At 40.7% G+C, this 17304-nt stretch carries 13 protein-coding genes; 6 read left to right on the top strand and 7 right to left on the bottom strand.

Annotated features, from left to right (window positions below; all coding sequences use genetic code 11):
- Positions 1 to 155 precede the first annotated feature (155 nt).
- A complete protein-coding gene (locus tag PALI_RS07335; RefSeq protein ID WP_077539021.1) occupies positions 156 to 1106 on the top strand; it encodes an alpha/beta hydrolase family protein in 951 nt (316 codons plus the stop codon).
- A gap of 142 nt (positions 1107 to 1248) precedes the next feature.
- Here PALI_RS07335 and PALI_RS07330 read toward each other — a convergent pair whose 3' ends face one another.
- The gene (locus tag PALI_RS07330; protein WP_077537975.1) at positions 1249 to 1587 is read right to left on the bottom strand and encodes a zinc ribbon domain-containing protein YjdM; all 339 of its coding nucleotides are present in this window, start codon (positions 1585 to 1587) and stop codon (positions 1249 to 1251) included.
- Positions 1588 to 1890: 303 nt separating this feature from the next.
- On the opposite strand from PALI_RS07330, the gene PALI_RS07325 reads away from it, so the two are divergent.
- From PALI_RS07325 to PALI_RS07315, 3 genes are read left to right on the top strand one after another with little or no spacing between them, the layout of a single operon-like run.
- Positions 1891 to 3285, top strand: coding sequence for a RimK family protein (locus PALI_RS07325; RefSeq protein ID WP_193155425.1), 1395 nt, complete (start codon positions 1891 to 1893; stop codon positions 3283 to 3285).
- 4 nt (positions 3286 to 3289) lie between these two features.
- The gene (locus PALI_RS07320; RefSeq protein WP_193155424.1) at positions 3290 to 4402 is read left to right on the top strand and encodes a GNAT family N-acetyltransferase/peptidase C39 family protein; all 1113 of its coding nucleotides are present in this window, start codon (positions 3290 to 3292) and stop codon (positions 4400 to 4402) included.
- An 8-nt stretch (positions 4403 to 4410) separates the two neighbouring features.
- Positions 4411 to 4923 (top strand): MgtC/SapB family protein, encoded by a 513-nt coding sequence (locus PALI_RS07315; protein WP_193155423.1) that lies wholly within the window; start codon positions 4411 to 4413, stop codon positions 4921 to 4923.
- Between the two features lie 253 nt (positions 4924 to 5176).
- Here the strand turns inward: PALI_RS07315 and PALI_RS07310 are convergent, their stop codons facing one another.
- Entirely contained in the window at positions 5177 to 6187 is a 1011-nt protein-coding gene (locus PALI_RS07310; RefSeq protein WP_193155422.1) for a GlxA family transcriptional regulator, read from the bottom strand.
- A 126-nt stretch (positions 6188 to 6313) separates the two neighbouring features.
- On the opposite strand from PALI_RS07310, the gene PALI_RS07305 reads away from it, so the two are divergent.
- Positions 6314 to 8221: a beta-ketoacyl synthase gene (locus PALI_RS07305; protein WP_193155421.1), complete on the top strand. Its 1908-nt coding sequence runs from the start codon at positions 6314 to 6316 to the stop codon at positions 8219 to 8221.
- 635 nt (positions 8222 to 8856) lie between these two features.
- Here PALI_RS07305 and yfaE read toward each other — a convergent pair.
- From yfaE to ubiG, 5 genes are all read right to left on the bottom strand, one after another.
- On the bottom strand, positions 8857 to 9129 hold the full coding sequence (gene yfaE / locus PALI_RS07300) for a class I ribonucleotide reductase maintenance protein YfaE (protein WP_077537971.1): 273 nt from the start codon (positions 9127 to 9129) through the stop codon (positions 8857 to 8859).
- Positions 9129 to 10259, bottom strand: coding sequence for a class Ia ribonucleoside-diphosphate reductase subunit beta (gene nrdB / locus PALI_RS07295; RefSeq protein WP_182702454.1), 1131 nt, complete (start codon positions 10257 to 10259; stop codon positions 9129 to 9131). Before nrdB ends, yfaE begins: the two co-directional genes overlap by 1 nt.
- A 65-nt stretch (positions 10260 to 10324) precedes the next feature.
- Complete coding sequence (gene nrdA / locus PALI_RS07290; protein ID WP_193155420.1) at positions 10325 to 12607, bottom strand: class 1a ribonucleoside-diphosphate reductase subunit alpha; 2283 nt, start codon at positions 12605 to 12607, stop codon at positions 10325 to 10327.
- 411 nt (positions 12608 to 13018) lie between these two features.
- Positions 13019 to 13693 carry an HAD family hydrolase gene (locus PALI_RS07285; RefSeq protein ID WP_193155419.1) on the bottom strand — a complete coding sequence of 225 codons (675 nt, stop codon included), beginning with the start codon at positions 13691 to 13693 and terminating at the stop codon, positions 13019 to 13021.
- Positions 13693 to 14403, bottom strand: coding sequence for a bifunctional 2-polyprenyl-6-hydroxyphenol methylase/3-demethylubiquinol 3-O-methyltransferase UbiG (ubiG, locus tag PALI_RS07280; protein ID WP_077537967.1), 711 nt, complete (start codon positions 14401 to 14403; stop codon positions 13693 to 13695). The genes PALI_RS07285 and ubiG overlap by 1 nt, the downstream gene beginning before the upstream one ends.
- 176 nt (positions 14404 to 14579) lie before the next feature.
- Here ubiG and gyrA point away from each other — a divergent pair, with 176 nt between their 5' ends.
- Positions 14580 to 17279 carry a DNA gyrase subunit A gene (gyrA, locus tag PALI_RS07275; protein ID WP_138584911.1) on the top strand — a complete coding sequence of 900 codons (2700 nt, stop codon included), beginning with the start codon at positions 14580 to 14582 and terminating at the stop codon, positions 17277 to 17279.
- Positions 17280 to 17304 lie beyond the last annotated feature (25 nt).

Below are 17304 nucleotides of genomic sequence, written 5' to 3'. Positions count from 1 at the left end.
GCTCAGTCTTAATAATGCACGTATATTTTAGGTATAGAATGTACAATTAAAAATAAATAGAGAGAACTATGAACCTAAATATAACTAGACTTTGTTGTGCCTGCATTATGTTATTTATTCTTTTTTTCAGTGCTCAAGCCATTTCTGGCAGTGCTATGGAGCTTAAGACAGCAGAAGTAGATTTTTTTAACCACAAAGTTAATCGACCCGTTAAAATCAAGTTTTGGTATCAAGGTGGTGTAGAGCTTTGCGAAGCAAAGGTTTGCTTATCACCCAAGCAAAAAAATCAGCGGGTTGCGATTATTTCTCACGGAGCATTTGGCTCTCCCCGTGAAATGAACTGGCTGGGCTATGCATTGGCATCACAAGGTTGGGTTGTTGCTGGAGTTGCACATTTTGGTGAGTCATGGGTTTATGGAGCTCAAAACATTGATCCGAGTTCGGCTATGCGCTTCTGGCAGCGACCTGAAGATGTAAGTTTTGCAATTGATAGTTTATCTGAAGGCGGGCTATTTAATACCTCGCTTAAAACGGACAATGTAATAATGTTTGGTCATTCTTCGGGCGGTTTTACCTCTTTAGCAATGGCGGGAGCTATTTTAGAGGAAGGTAAGTCGCAAGCTTATTGTTCGTTAGAGAAGGCAAAAGATGATAGAGGCTGTGACTATGGACAGCAAAATAAGCGTAAGCCAATGAATAAAGATATGTTAAAAAAGATTGGTTTGCTACAAGAAAAAATGCAAGACGAGCGAGTTGCAGCTGTTATTGCCTTAGATCCGGCCTTGGGACATGCCGTTAGCGAACAGAGCCTAGCTAACATAAATGTTCCTACCCTAATTTTAGGCTCCATAGAGAATGACTTTCTACCGTACAGCACACATTCCAAATATTATGCGGAGCATATTCAAGGTGCGAATTTAGTCGGTATTGAACAAAACGCAGGTCATTTTGTATACATTGATAAATGTGACTCAGAACGTAAAGTAAAAGGCGTATATTTGTGCAAGGATCGAGACGGTGTTGATCGCAAAAAAATACACAAAGAAATACTCGGGCATGTATTTAGCTTTATTTATAGAAATGGTTTAGATAAAACAGATACCTAGTATACAAGTTGTGTGAAGGTGATACGAAAAAATTCACCTTCTTGTTTTCTCTAGCCAGAGATTTTCAGTAAATTCAACGTAGTTAGCGCTTAAAATAGCTGCTTGAGATAGATTTATTATTCAGAGTTCAGGTTATCCTATTTTAGTTCGCCTTTTTCACAAACTTGGCTGTTACCATCATTTCGCCAATGCCTTCTACTTTACAATCAAGTTCGTGATCTTTTTTATCAAGCACTCTTCTAACGACCGCTTTGGTGCCAATTTTAATTACTTGCGAGCTGCCTTTAATTTTTAAATCTTTGGCTACTGTCACTTTGTCGCCATCACTTAGCACAGTGCCATTGGCATCTTTAACTAAAATAACGGCTTCATCGTGTGTGTTATCTGGGTTCCACTCATGAGCGCATTCGGGGCAAACAAGCAGTTGTTGGTCTTCGTAAACATATTCACAGTGGCATTTTGGGCAAGCAGGCAGCGACATTTTTAACTCTCTTAAGGTATTGTTTTGCGTATTTTAATCTGCATTAGTTAGAAAATATAGTTAATCAATATTTTTCATCTTCACGCTAAAAATATCTCGTTTGTGCGTTTTAAAAAAAGGGCATATAAAGCACATGTCGCTTAAGCAATTTAAGCGCTAACTCGTACAGTAGGTACCTGTTAAAGCACCCATCATATTAAGTGATACGCGCAATGCCCACTTAGTACGATGGGTGTTTCTATTTATAATGCTGAGTATTTTACTAAGCATGTTTTTTATATTTTGACTTAACTAGGAAAAGTCGTGTTTAAAACCTTAATTGTGGTTGATAACAACGAGCAAACGCTTGCTCAATCGTTCGAAAATGTAATTACGTTTAATACTTATTTACGTGATTACCCAAAACAAAATGAGCCAAAAACACGCATTATTAATCTGTGCGACTCAAGCCAATACTTGAGCAAAGGTTACTATTGCTCGTTACTTGCAGAGGCGCGCAAGCACCAAGTTTTGCCAAGTGTAAAAACAATAAACGCATTGCGTAGTGGTCAAGCCCCTATGTTAAATGTGGGCCAAATAGATGGCACACTTTACTTTGGTAATACACAAAACGATTTACAATCAAAAGCGGCTAAGTCGGTATTTAAACAATACCCAACGCCTATTTTATTTGTTGATGAAAAGGGATTATTGCAACAAGGGTCTTTATCGTCTTTAAGCGAGCAGCAGTACAGCGAATTTGTAGCTAAACTAGATAACTTTACTAAAACGCAGTGGCGTATTGGCTCAGTGCAACGTCGTTTTAGATGGGACATGGCAATACTTGTTGATCATAACGAAAAAGTACCGCCGAGCGATAAAGACGCCATTGCACGCTTTATTAAAGCCGCCGCTAAACACGGCATTAATGCACAAGCATTAAGCTTTGACGAAATTGATAACATAGCCCAGTTTGATGCGTTATTTATTCGCCAAACTACAGCGATTGACCATCCAACGTATCGCCTTGCAAGCAAAGCGCAAAGCATTGGTTTAGTGGTTATTGACGATGCTGAGTCTATTTTACGTTGTTGTAATAAAGTGTATTTACACGATGCGTTTAATTATCAAAAAGTGCCAAGTTTAAAAACGGTTGTAGTGGCTGATCAATCAAGTGAAACGCTTGAGCAGCTAGAAGAAGCGTTTACGTATCCGCTTGTTTTAAAAATGCCTGAAGGGTCTTTCTCAAAAGGTGTTTATAAAGTATCAAACCGTGATGAGCTTGAAGCTAAGCTTACAGAGCTGTTTGAATTTAGCGCATTAGTGCTTGCACAAGAATACATGTATACCGAATACGATTGGCGAGTGGGTGTGTTAAATGGTCGTGCAATTTATGCATGCCGCTATTTAATGGCGCGTAACCATTGGCAAATTTATAACCACGATGCTAAACGGTTTTTCTCTGGTGGCTTTGAAACATTGCCAACCTTTGAGTTACCAAAATCGGTATTAGATGCAGCATTAAAAGCATGTAAAACAGTGGGTAGGGGTTTATATGGCGTTGATGTTAAAGAGCATCTAGGCAAAGCATATGTGCTTGAAGTAAACGACAATCCAAGTATTGATCACAAAGTAGAAGACGGCTATTTAGGCGACGAGCTATACATGATCATTATGGATGAGTTTAAACAACGCTTAGAAGCACGAGGTCGTGGTTAATAACATGAGCAAGCTTGTTATTCGAAAGGCGCTTGGCAGTGATTTAAATGCACTGATTGACGTTGAAAACGCCTGCTTTAATAACGATAAATTGAGCCCGCGCAGTCTAAAGCGCTGGCTAAATGCTAAGCACGGTATTTTACTCGTTGCAGAAAATGGCGAGCAACTATGTGGTTACGGGCTAGTGTGGTGCCATAAAGGCACGCGTTTAGGGCGTTTATATTCGCTTGCTGTAAAACCCACAATGCAAGGAAAGGGAATTGCAAAGGCATTGCTTACTAGCCTTGAAAAAGAAACGTGTAAGCGCGGGCGTATTTACCTTCGTTTAGAAGTGGCTGTAAATAACGAAGGTGCGATAGGGCTTTATAAAAGCTTAGGTTACAGGGTGTTTGGTCAATATAGCGATTATTACGATGACCACAGTGATGCACTACGAATGCAAAAAAACATTCGACAAACAAGTGAGTTAAAAGTGGCGCGTTTAACGCCGTGGTATCAGCAAACTACCGAGTTTACGTGCGGACCTGCTGCCCTATTAATGGCAATGGGCGCACTTGAGCCAACAACTGAGCTTAGCCAATCACATGAGTTAGCACTCTGGCGTGAAGGTACCACCATTTTTATGACATCGGGTCATGGTGGTTGCCATCCGTTTGGTTTGGCACTTGCCGCTAATAAGCGTGGTTTTAAAAGCGAGGTAATGGTTAATACCACCGAGCCTTTGTTTTTAGATGGCGTACGCAACGAAAACAAAAAAGTGGTACTTGCCACAGTGCATCAACAATTTGTAGATAGTATTGCACAGGCAAATATACCGCTTACGCATAAAGATGTAGAGCTTGAGCATATTGAGCAGTGGCTGAGTAAAGGCTTTAGTGTGCTGTTATTAATTAGTACATACAGTTTTGATGGTAAAAAATCGCCACACTGGGTGTGTGTTACGCACCTTGATGAGCACTGCGTATATGTTCACGACCCATTTTGTGAGCTCGGTAACGATAAACAGCTCGCAATAGATTGCCAATATGTGCCTATTGCACGAAGTGATTTTAGTAAAATGTCAGCGTTTGGTAGCCAACGTTTAAGAACGGCGGTGGCTATAGCTAATAAAATATAAGGTTAACAGTGACTTTTTTAGATTTAATTGATGTAGCCCCGTATTCGTGGGCAGCTATTGGTACTGCGGCTTTTTGCGGTGCTATTATTGGAATAGAACGCCAATTGCGCGGCAAGCCTGTAGGTATTCGTACATCAGCGTTAATAACCTTGGGTACGTATTTGTTTTTATCCACTGCGTTTAATTTACAAGGGGATGTAATAGATCATTCTCGTGTAGTTGGGCAAATAATTACAGGTATTGGCTTTTTAGGGGCAGGTGTTATGCTCGCAAAAGATGGTGCGGTAGTTGGTGTTACATCCGCTGCAACCATCTGGGTGCTTGCATCAATAGGCGTTATGATAGCGACTGAAAACTTAGGGGCTGCTATAAAGCTTTCGGTGCTGGTGGTTGGCATTTTATATGGTGTAGACGTACTTGAGGCTAAATTTAAAAGCTTAAGCAAAGGCGTGCACACTAAAGTAAAAAACTATCAAAAACGTTACTATCGAAAAGAGTTTGATGACACGGAGCGCCACTAAAAGTGGCGTTTTTTAGTGTTATTGAAATAAGTACAATTCGAACAAGCACTATAATTAACCTGAACTCTGGATAATAAATCTATCTAGAGCAGCTATTTTCAGCGCTAACTGCGTTGAATTTACTTGCAATAGGCCAGCTATTGACGCATAAATTCGCCTTGTTTTCACTGAAAATCTCTGGCTAGAGAAAATAAATTTAAATATCACCATGATTCAATACGTTAGTAAATCTCTTAACCAGAGCTCAGGTTAATTAACCAAAGAGCTTTCGCCTGACTACTTTTCTATAACCACTGGGCGTTTGGCTTAATACTTTTTTGAACACGCGTGTTAAATGCCCTTGGTCGTTATACCCCACTTCTAAAGCTACTTCTTGAATTGATAAATTTGATGATGCTAATAACTCCTTCGCACCTTCTACGCGTAATTGCTGCCAATACTCAATAGGGCTTTGATTCGTTGCTGCTCTAAAACGGCGGGTAAAAGTACGATAGCTTAAGCTAAATTGGGCCGCTACTTCTTGCAAGTTTAGCTCGGTGGCTAAATTGGTTTTTAGCCAAAACTGAATTTGCGCAATTAGCTCATCGGGGTGGCGGTCAACTGCACCTTCTAAATAGCGTTGATCTTCGTAGGGTTTGCGTATTTCGTGTGAAAAATTACGCTCTACATGTTGAGCGGCGGCTTTTGTATAGTACTGGCTAATAATATGCACGATCACATCTGCAAGCGCATTAAGACTCGCTACCGTATACATTCGCTCTGACTGGGTTATAAAAAAGTCAGGCTTTAAGCGCACCTGCGGGTAGTCATGGCTAAATTGCTTGGCGTAATGCCAATGGGTGGTAGCAGGGTGACCGTCAAGTAACCCCGCCTCAGCTAATAAGCAGTTGCCAGTGCCTACACCAATTATATGACTGCCTGCGCTAAAGCTTTGGCTTAGCCAATCAACTACGTGTTGATTTGTACGTACAACAGGGCGTGGGTTTCGCCAAATACCCGGCACTATAATTAAATCACTGTAGGGCGCGTTAGTTGTTATGCAATTAGGATTTATAGCAAGGCCTGCGCGGGTGGGTATAGATCCAGCACTTTTAGCCACTAAATTTATAGCAAGTGGTCTAAAGCTTTGCTTATCAAGGTGCCCTTTAGCAAAGGCCTCGCCGGCTCTTAGCATTTCAATTGGTAGCGTTAAACTAGTCACTAATAAATGCGGATATACCGCTATAGCAATATTTATAGGTGGATTCGTGTGTTTATCAGTCATATAAATGCTCCGACCAGTGCTCTTTGGCCTTTTGTGCTGAATATTTGGCTATTAAAGCACAATGTGCGGTGCATAATCCATTTAAACTGTCTGTTCTCCTTATAACACGTTTTTTAAAGGTAAATTATGACAGCATTACCCGTTATAGTAGGCATGGGTGGCATTAACGCCGCTGGCCGTACTTCTTTTCATCAAGGTTATCGCCGTATCGTGTTAGATAGTTTAAATGATCAAGATCGCAGTGAAACATTTTTAGGCCTCGCCACACTGATGAATCTAGTCAGCGTTGTAAACGGCCAATTACAAGACACACAAGGTAATAATGTTGAGCAAAGCGACATAGAAGCACGCTTTGGTGAGCAAATTATTGCCGGTACACTTATTCGTAAAATTGAAAAAGAACATTTTGATGCCGATGCCACGCCGTGGCAGCAAAAGATGACACTGACCGCATCAAGTGAAAACGCAATTGTGTTTGAAACGCGTGCTCGCGACTTACCGGTACCTGTTCCAGCTAGTTGGCAAGTTGAAGAACTTGAAGGAAAAAAGGTTAAAGTAACTATTGCAGCCGATTTTGATGTTAAGCATAACTCAACGCGTGATAACCCAATTAAATCTGCTGGGCAATTTCCGACTGGGTTTGATCCGTCTGTTATGTATAACAGCCGCTACCAGCCTCGTGGTTTGCAGGCGACTATTTTTGCAGCCACCGATGCGATTAAATCAACAGGGCTTGATTGGCAGCATATTATGAATAGCGTCGAGCCAGATAAAATTGGTACTTATTCAGCATCGGTAATTGGTCAAATGGACGATAAAGGCCTAGGCGGTTTAGTAAAAGCGCGCCAACAAGGCGACCGTGTTAGCACTAAACAGCTGGCACTGGGTTTAAATACAATGTCGACTGATTTTATTAACGCCTATGTCACCGGTAATGTAGGTACTACGTTTTCGACCTCGGGTGCATGTGCAACGTTTTTATATAACTTACGTGCGGCGGTTAACGACATACAAGCAGGGCGTACACGGGTTGCAGTTGTTGCAAGCGTTGAGTGTGCTATTACACCCGAAGTGGTTGAAGGCTTTGGTAATATGAGTGCACTTGCAAATGTTGAAGGGCTACGTCGTTTAGATAACTTATCAAATGATGAAGAACCAGATTACCGTAATAGTAGCCGACCATTTGGTGATAACTGCGGCTTTACATTAGGTGAAGGCGCGCAAGTTGCAATTTTAATGGATGATGCGTTAGCCCTTGAGTTGGGCGCTGATATTATGGGCTGTGTACCGGATGTGTTTGTAAATGCAGATGGCGTTAAGAAGTCGATTACATCACCTGGACCTGGTAACTATATTACAATGGCAAAATCAGCCGCACTTGCTAGCAGCTTATTAGGTAAAGAAGCACTGCAAGAACGTAGCTTTATTTTAGCGCATGGTTCGAGTACTCCGCAAAATCGTGTAACAGAGTCACTTATATATCATAAAGTGGCACAAACGTTCGCTATTGATAATTGGAAAGTGACAGCACCAAAAGCATACGTTGGCCATACTATTGCCCCTGCAAGTGGCGATCAGTTAGCGATTGCTTTGGGTGTATTTAGCCACAATATTATGCCAGGTATTACCACAATAGATAAAGTAGCAGACGACGTTTATAGCGATCATCTTGATATTCGTAATAGCCATTACGAATGCGCTGATATGGATATTGCTTTTATAAATTCAAAAGGCTTTGGCGGTAACAATGCAACAGCGACCGTACTTTCTCCAAAAGTAACAATGAAAATGCTCGCTAAGCGCCATGGTGATGATGTTATGACTAGCTACACTCAGAAAAATAGTGTGGTTAGAGCTTCGCAGAAAACGTATCAAACACAAGCAGATTTAGGCCAGTACGAACTTATTTATCGTTTTGGCGATGGACTTATTGACGACAACGATATTGTAATAGACGAGCAAAGTATTCAGTTACCAGGCTTTGAAAAAGCAATTACGTTTAGTACAACAAACTCCTATCAAGATATGTTTTAAGCACACATACTTGTTAGCAAGGCGCTTTTTAAGCGCCTTTTTTAATGCTTTAAATATACGTAACCTGAACTCTGGATAATAAATCTATCTCGAGCAGCTATTTTTAGCGCTAACTGCGTTGAATTTACTTGCAATAGGTCCGCTATTGACGCATAAATTCGCCATGTTTTCACTGAGAATCTCTGGCTAGGGCCTGTTTATCTTTCGAGGTTAAATTTGCAGCAGACTGTTTGGTATTTAAGCAAGGCAGAGCCTATGTAGTGTGGTTATTCCCCATAAATAGGCGATAACGCAGCATAAATGCCAAACATGCGCTGCCCGAAGGGTTCTGCCCAGGGACTATTTACTCTTTGTTGCTCGGTTTTTACTTAGCCCACTCGATTACAAACTTCGCTCCGCGATTAAATAGCCCCTAGATTGAACAAATTTTAATCCTGAAAGGTCAACAGGCCCTAGAGAAAAATAAATTTAAATATCATTATGGTTCAATATGTTAGTAAATTTCTTAACCAGAGCTCAGGTTACGTAATCAATTAGAGAAATAAAGCCTGACGCTAACGGCGTTAAAATTTCAGCCTTGTTGTTGACATGACTTTCTTACCTCAAAGTAGACCACTGAATCAAGCGAATTGGTATTACTTTAAGTTAATGCTTATATTACCGTTGGGTTTACAGCAGCATAGGAGGATCTCGCCTTCGCGGACAAACGCTAGTGGCTCTTCATTATATTCAACGTTACCGGATACCAAAATAGCCCTGCACGCACCGCAATAGCCTTCACGGCATTGAAATGCAACGTCTATTTTTTTAGATTCTAAGCAGTGTAAAAGAGAAGGGCAGCCAGTATTAAATTCTATACGCTGGCTGCTTTGTGCAAGAGTTATACTTGCAGTTGTACTGTCACTCATTATAAATCAAAGTCACCAAATTCTGAGGCATCAACTTGAGAGTCTATTTGACCAACAAGGTATGAGCTTATTTCGGCTTCTTGCGGTGCAACCTGAACGTTATCAGAAACAAGCCATGAGTTTATCCATGGAATAGGGTTACTGTTGTTTTCAAATTGTGCTGGTAAACCAATCGCAGTCATACGCGCATTGGTGATGTATTCAACGTACTGACATAGAATATGTTTATTTAAACCAATCATTGAGCCGTCTTTGAATAGGTATTCTGCCCATTCTTTCTCTTGCTCTGCGGCTTCTACAAACATTTTGATTGCTTCGTCGCGGCATTGGGCAGCAACAATCGCCATTTCTGGGTCGTCTTTACCGTCTTGCATAATGTTTAGAATATGCTGAGTGCCCGAAAGGTGTAGTGCTTCATCGCGCGCAATAAGCTTGATGATTTTAGCGTTACCTTCCATCAGCTCACGCTCAGCAAACGCAAACGAACATGCAAAGCTTACGTAAAAGCGAATCGCTTCAAGAATGTTTACCGACATCATAGCGAGGTAAAGTTTCTTTTTAAGCTCAAACAAATTCACGAGAACAGTTTTACCATTAATCTCGTGTTTGCCTTCACCGTATAAATTATAAAGCGATACAGAGTTGATTAAGTCGTCGTAGTATTTAGTTACCGCATCAGCACGTTCGCTAATTTTATCGTTGCTAACAATGTCATCAAAAATAAGTTCAGGCGCTTGCGTTACGTTACGAATAATATGCGTGTACGAGCGGCTATGAATTGTTTCACTAAACGCCCATGTTTCTATCCACGTTTCAAGTTCTGGTAGCGATACGATAGGTAGTAGGGCTACGTTTGGCGAACGCCCTTGCACGCTATCAAGTAACGTTTGATATTTTAAGTTACTTAAAAATATGTGCTTTTCGTGATCAGGTAAAGCTTGAAAGTCTAAACGGTCTTTACTTACATCTACTTCCTCAGGACGCCAAAAGAAAGATAGTTGCTTCTCAATTAATTTTTCAAAAATAGGGTATTTTTGTTGATCATAACGAGATACGTTTACAGTTTGGCCAAAAAACATTGGCTCTTGCATTTGATTATTATGGTTTCGGCTAAAAGTAGTATAAGACATGTTTATCACTCAAAAAACTATCAGAAAAAGCGGGCTAGATGCCCGCTTAAAATTAAAATCAGCAGTTATATTTTACACGCGCCGCCTTCACAATCGTCATCTTCCACGTCAGGAGTATCTTCTTGTGAATCTGAGGCACCATCGCGTGTATTGTGGTAATACAAGGTTTTAACACCTAGTTTGTACGCGCTCAGTAAGTCTTTTAACAAGACTTGCATAGGTACTTTACCGCCTTCGAATTTATTTGGATCATAATTTGTGTTTGCTGATATTGTTTGGTCAACAAATTTTTGCATTATGCCCACAAGTTGTAAGTAACCATCGTTTGATGGGATATCCCACAGTAATTCGTAGTTATCTTTTAAACGCTCGTACTCAGGTACCACTTGTTTTAAAATGCCGTCTTTACTTGCTTTAACGCTAATATGGCCACGTGGTGGCTCAATGCCATTTGTTGCATTAGAGATTTGCGACGATGTTTCTGATGGCATTAACGCACTTAGTGTTGAGTTACGCATACCGTGCTCTTTAATACTTGCACGTAGTGTATCCCAATCAAGATGAAGTGGCTCATCACAAATTTTATCTAAATCACGTTTATACGTATCGGTTGGCATTATACCTTGTGAATACGTTGTTTCGTTAAATTTAGGGCATGCGCCACGCTCTTTAGCAAGCTCGTTAGATGCCTTCATTAAGTAATATTGAATAGCTTCAAAGGTTTTATGTGTTAATGCATTAGCACTGCCATCAGAATAACGTTTACCGTTTTTAGCTAGGTAGTATGCGTAGTTAATGACGCCTATTCCTAGTGTACGACGACCCATAGTTGCATTTTTAGCAGCCGGTACTGGGTAGTCTTGGAAATCAAGTAAGTTATCAAGGGCACGCACCGCAAGTTCAGCTAGCTCTTCAAGCTCATCAAGTGATTCTATTGCACCTAAGTTAAACGCAGACAGTGTACAAAGGGCAATTTCGCCTTCTTCGTCATTTACGTTATTAAGTGGCTTGGTTGGCAATGCAATTTCTAAACATAAGTTAGATTGGCGAATAGGCGCAACTTTAGCAATGAACGGGCTGTGCGTATTACAGTGGTCCACATTTTGTAAATAAATACGGCCTGTACTTGCACGCTCTTGCGCAAACATAGAGAAAAGCTCAATGGCTTTAATGCGTTTTTTACGAATAGACTCGTCTTGTTCGTATTTTACGTAAAGCGCGTCAAACTCAGCTTGGTCTTCAAAAAATGCATCGTAAAGGCCAGGCACATCTGATGGGCTAAATAACGTAATGTAGTCATCTTTAATTAAACGAGAGTACATTAGTTTATTAAACTGTACGCCGTAATCTAGGTGACGAACACGATTGTCATCTACGCCACGGTTATTTTTAAGTACAAGTAGGTTTTCTACTTCTAAGTGCCAAAGCGGGTAGAATAATGTTGCAGCGCCGCCACGTACGCCACCTTGCGAACAACTTTTAACAGCTGTTTGAAAGTGCTTATAAAAAGGAATACAACCTGTGTGGTACGCTTCACCGTTACGGATGTGACTACCTAGCGCACGAATTCGACCTGCATTTATACCAATGCCCGCACGCTGTGATACGTATTTAACGATTGCAGACGATGTAGCGTTAATTGAATCAAGGCTATCACCGCACTCTATTAATACACATGAGCTAAACTGACGAGTAGGCGTACGTACACCTGCCATAATAGGTGTAGGTAATGAAATTTTGAACAACGATACGGCATCGTAAAAACGCTTAATGTACGAAACGCGTGTTTCACGTGGGTAGTCTGCAAATAGACTTGCGGCGACTAAAATATATAAAAACTGCGCGCTTTCGTATATCTCGCCCGTTACACGGTTTTGAACGAGGTATTTACCTTCAAGTTGCTTAACAGCCGCGTAACTAAAGTTTAGATCGCGTGAGTGATCAAGGTATTCATCTAGTTCATCAAATTCTTGCTCTGTGTAATCAGCAAGTAAATGTGCATCGTAGCGCTTATCGCCAACCATTTTAGTGACGTGATCAAATAAACGCGGTGGCTCAAATTGGCCATACGCTTTTTTACGTAAATGAAATACAGCTAAACGCGCTGATAGGTACTGATAATCTGGCGATTCTTTTGAAATCTGATCTGCGGCAGCTTTAATAATGGTTTCGTGGATGTCTTTAGTGCGGATACCATCGTAAAATTGAATGTGAGATTTTAATTCAACTTGTGAAACCGAGACGTTATTTAAACCTTCGGCGGCCCATTCAATAACGCGATGGATCTTATCAAGATCAAGTGGCTCTTTACGGCCGTCACGTTTGCTTACAGATAACAGTTGGTTCATAGCTTTGCCTGTATTCCTTGGGGATTTAGTATTTTGACCAATGTTGTACTCCTTAAATTACAGCAGGAGCACTCATTTATTATAAGTTTCACCAAATTGATGAATTTAATTGAATAACATTTGGCCACAATATCTGGTGTTGTTCAATTTAGAGATCACAAGATAGTGTGGTCTGAGTCGTTTTGCAAGGGACATAATTGCCCCTATTTGTGGATAACTTTGGGATAACACACTTGTGTTAGTAAGCATTAACCTTTGATCATTAGGTGAAGTTGAAATTTCTAAAAATCAACTAATGATCTACTAAATTTGCGCTTTTAAAAAATAAATTGTAACTGAGTTTTTTATCAGCAGACTTTGACTAAAAACTGACTAAATCACAATATATAGTGTTTATAAATTAACATGACACTATATATGGTTAAAACCATCAATTGGACTTTGCCAGTTAAAATCAGCTTTCCAGCTTAATGCTTCTTCATTGTTGGGTATGTAACCCCAAAGTGCCGTGGCGGTGTGCATACCTGCAGCTTTACCTGCTTGTATATCACGCTGTGCATCACCAATGTACAAGCAACGGTTTGGTTTTACTGCCATAAGCTTTGCACAATGTAGTAGTGGTAGTGGTGATGGTTTGGCCTCAGCCAAGGTATCGCCACTTATGACTACGCAGGAGTTTTTTAAAGCGGGGATTGCTGCCACCAAAGGATCGGTTAAAAATCCTGGTTTGTTGGTCATGATCCCCCATTTGATCTTTTTTTGATCAAGCGCGATAAGTAAAGATTCTACGCCTTTAAAACATGTGGTGTGTTTTGCTATGTTAGTCGCGTATTCATCAAGCAATTGTTTTATAAGTTCGGCCTGTGGCTGCTCAGGCCATCTATCTTTAAAGCCGGCAGCTAACAGTGCACCCGCTCCATTAGAGGCTGCGAGACGGTATACATCGCTTGTTACTTCATCCATTTGTTGTGCGCGAAGTACCGCATTTAGCGCGGCACCTAAGTCGTCGGCGGTATCGAGTAGGGTGCCATCCAAATCAAATAAAAATGCGTCGTACTCTATATGAGGTGAATGAGAGTTCGCCATTAGGCTAACTTCTCAAAATGCAGAATGTAATTTACGCTTACATCTGTGTTAAGCGTATATTGTTTTGATAATGGATTATATGATAACCCCGCACTTGCACGTACTTTTAAACCCGCTTGCTCAGCCCATGCAATCAGTTGCGCAGGTTTTATAAACTTTTTATGGTCATGTGTACCCTCAGGCACCATTTTCAGCAGTTTTTCGGCGCCAACAATCGCATATAAGTAGGCCTTAGGTGTTTTGTTCAAAGTTGAAAAAAACACATCTGCGCCAGGTTTTGCAAGTGCTGCTACGGCATGAATGATAGATGCTGGGTCGGGAACGTGCTCTAGCATTTCCATGCAGGTGATCACATCAAAGCGCTCTGGGTGCTGTGTTGCAAACTCTTCTGCAGGCACTTTAATGTATTCTACATTTACACCGGTTTCTAGACTATGCAATTTAGCAACAGTTAAGGGCTCTTGACCCATGTCGATGCCAGTTACTTTTGCGCCCATGCGCGCCATGCTTTGGCTTAAAATACCGCCACCACAGCCAACATCGAGTGTGTCTTTATCAAATAGACCTTGGGTTTTATGCGCTATAAAGTCTAAACGTAACGGGTTAATTTCGTGAAGAGGTTTAAACTCTCCCTCTAAATCCCACCAACGCTCTGCGATGGCTTCAAATTTTGCTATTTCTGCGTGATCTACATTTTGATGTTCGGTCATAAAATACTTCCTCGTCAATCTGAGGCCATTATATAGGGCAAAATTGATAAATCGCAAAGTTTTGCGCCTGTAAATTAAAATTAATTGTGATAGCATAGCTGTTAGTAATAATAACAAATACTCTTGGTGCCTAATACTGGGTTGTTGAGAGCAAATACTGAAGGAATGTGATATCAATGACTGATTTCGCCCATGGCATTCAGCCGGTCAATATTGAAGACGAGTTAAAAAACTCCTACTTAGATTACGCGATGAGCGTAATTGTAGGACGTGCATTACCAGACGTACGTGATGGTTTAAAACCTGTTCACCGCCGCGTTTTGTTTGCAATGAACGAGCTTAGTAATGATTGGAACAAGCCTTACAAAAAATCGGCACGTGTCGTCGGTGACGTAATCGGTAAGTACCATCCACACGGCGATAGTGCAGTTTACGACACGATAGTTCGTATGGCACAGCCATTTTCGCTTCGTTACATGTTAGTCGATGGACAAGGTAACTTCGGTTCGGTTGATGGTGATTCAGCAGCAGCAATGCGTTATACAGAAGTACGTATGGCAAAAATGTCGCATGAATTATTAGCCGATCTTGACAAAGAAACGGTTGATTTCGTTCCTAACTACGATGGCACAGAGCAAATCCCAGACGTTTTACCGACAAAAGTTCCTAACTTATTAGTAAACGGTTCATCGGGTATAGCGGTAGGTATGGCAACAAACATACCACCTCACAATCTAACTGAAGTTGTGAATGGGTGTTTAGCACTTATTTTGAATCCTGATTTAACGATTACTGAGTTAATGGATTACATTCCGGGTCCTGATTTCCCTACAGCTGCGATTATCAACGGTAAAAAAGGCATAGAGCAAGCCTACCAAACTGGCCGTGGTAAAGTGTACATGCGTGCACGTGCAGAGATTGAAACAGACGAAAAAACCGGTCGTGAAACAATTATAGTGCACGAAATTCCGTATCAAGTTAATAAAGCACGTCTAATTGAAAAAATTGCCGAGCTTGTTAAAGATAAAAAAATTGAGGGCATTAGTGCACTTCGTGATGAATCCGATAAAGACGGTATGCGTATCGTTATTGAGATCAAACGTGGTGACGTAGGCGAAGTTATTTTAAATAACTTATATGCACAAACTCAGTTACAAACTGTATTTGGTATGAACATGGTTGCTTTAATTAATAACCAACCTAAGTGTTTTAATCTAAAAGAAATGCTTGAAGAGTTTATTATTCACCGTCGTGAAGTAGTAACTCGCCGTACTGTTTTTGATTTACGCAAAGCGCGCGACCGTGCACACATGCTAGAAGGCTTAGCTATTGCACTTGCAAACATTGACCCTATTATCGAACTTATTCGTAACTCACCTACACCTGCAGAAGCTAAAATTGCTCTAACAGAACGTTCGTGGGAATTAGGCAATGTTAAATCTATGCTTGAAAAAACAGGCGAAGATAATGTTGCACGCCCAGATTGGCTTGCTGCCGATTTAGGTATTCGTGATGGTCAGTACTTTATTTCTGAGCAACAAGCCCAAGCTATTTTAGATTTACGCTTACATAAGCTTACAGGTCTTGAACACGAAAAAATTATAAGTGAATACCAAACGTTATTAGATTTAATTGCTGAGCTTTTATATATTTTGGCAACACCAGAGCGTTTAATGGAAGTTATTCGTGATGAGTTAGTTGAAATTAAAGCACAATACGGCGATGAACGTCGTACAGAAATTAATGCTGCAGCTCACGATATCAGCCTTGAAGACTTAATTACGGAAGAAGACGTCGTCGTCACACTTTCTCACGAAGGTTATGTGAAATATCAGGCATTGTCTGATTACGAAGCACAACGTCGTGGTGGTAAAGGTAAGTCAGCAACCAAGATGAAAGATGAAGATTTCATTGAACGTCTGCTCGTTGCAAATACACACGATACTATTTTATGTTTCTCTACGGCCGGTCGTTTATATTGGCTTAAAGTGTATCAGTTACCACTGGCAAGTCGTGCAGCGCGCGGTAAGCCAATTGTTAACTTGTTACCACTTGAAGCTGATGAACGTATTACTGCTATATTGCCAGTACGCGAGTACGCAGAAGATAAATACATCTTTATGGCAACAGCATTTGGTACAGTTAAGAAAACACCATTAACGGCTTACAGTCGTCAACGTGCAAGCGGTATTATTGCTGTTAACTTAAATGATGGCGATAGCCTGATTGGGGTTGATATTACCGATGGTAGCAACGAAATTATGTTGTTCACTGATGCAGGTAAAGTTGTGCGCTTTAAAGAAGCTGAAGAAACAACAGTTGTTGATGAAAACGGTAACCCAGTATTAGACGAAGAAGGTAACCCTGAGATTCGCTTCAAAGGTGTTCGCCCAATGGGTCGTACTGCTACGGGTGTTCGTGGTATTAAAATGCCAGACGAGCAACGCGTAGTATCGTTAATTGTACCAAAAACTGACGGTGCTATTTTAACGGTTACTGAAAATGGTTACGGTAAGCGTACACAACTTGAAGATTACCCATCTAAGAGCCGTGCAACACAAGGTGTTGTATCGATTAAGGTGAGTGAACGTAACGGTGCTGTAGTCGGTGCTGTACAAGTTGATGATAACGATGAAATAATGATTATTTCAAATCGTGGTACCTTAGTACGTACTCGCGTTAATGAAGTTTCTACGGTTGGACGTAACACCCAAGGTGTTATTTTGATCAGAACTATTGACGAAGAGCAAGTAGTTGGTTTACAACGTATAGAAGAGATTGAAGTTACTCAAAGTGACTTGGTTGATATTGAAGACGTTGAAACAGTAGATACAGTTGTTGATGAAGTAGCGGATGATAATCCTCCTTCAGAATAATTGAGATTGAAAAAGCGGCCTTGGC

The sequence above is a fragment of the Pseudoalteromonas aliena SW19 genome, from assembly GCF_014905615.1.
GTDB lineage: Bacteria > Pseudomonadota > Gammaproteobacteria > Enterobacterales > Alteromonadaceae > Pseudoalteromonas > Pseudoalteromonas aliena.
The sequence above is the reverse complement of the archived record's forward strand: the minus strand, read 5'-3'. Positions and strand labels throughout refer to the sequence as shown.

Excerpts from the sequence above, each read along its gene's own strand:
- PALI_RS07320 (WP_193155424.1), top strand. The coding sequence starts at position 3,290 with ATGAGCAAGCTTGTTATTCGAAAGGCGCTTGGCAGTGATTTAAATGCA.
- PALI_RS07310 (WP_193155422.1), bottom strand. The coding sequence starts at position 6,187 with ATGACTGATAAACACACGAATCCACCTATAAATATTGCTATAGCGGTA.
- ubiG (WP_077537967.1), bottom strand. The coding sequence starts at position 14,403 with ATGACCGAACATCAAAATGTAGATCACGCAGAAATAGCAAAATTTGAA.
- PALI_RS07285 (WP_193155419.1), bottom strand. The coding sequence starts at position 13,693 with ATGGCGAACTCTCATTCACCTCATATAGAGTACGACGCATTTTTATTT.
- PALI_RS07305 (WP_193155421.1), top strand. The coding sequence starts at position 6,314 with ATGACAGCATTACCCGTTATAGTAGGCATGGGTGGCATTAACGCCGCT.
- gyrA (WP_138584911.1), top strand. The coding sequence starts at position 14,580 with ATGACTGATTTCGCCCATGGCATTCAGCCGGTCAATATTGAAGACGAG.
- yfaE (WP_077537971.1), bottom strand. The coding sequence starts at position 9,129 with ATGAGTGACAGTACAACTGCAAGTATAACTCTTGCACAAAGCAGCCAG.
- PALI_RS07335 (WP_077539021.1), top strand. The coding sequence starts at position 156 with ATGGAGCTTAAGACAGCAGAAGTAGATTTTTTTAACCACAAAGTTAAT.
- PALI_RS07330 (WP_077537975.1), bottom strand. The coding sequence starts at position 1,587 with ATGTCGCTGCCTGCTTGCCCAAAATGCCACTGTGAATATGTTTACGAA.
- nrdA (WP_193155420.1), bottom strand. The coding sequence starts at position 12,607 with ATGAACCAACTGTTATCTGTAAGCAAACGTGACGGCCGTAAAGAGCCA.
- nrdB (WP_182702454.1), bottom strand. The coding sequence starts at position 10,259 with ATGTCTTATACTACTTTTAGCCGAAACCATAATAATCAAATGCAAGAG.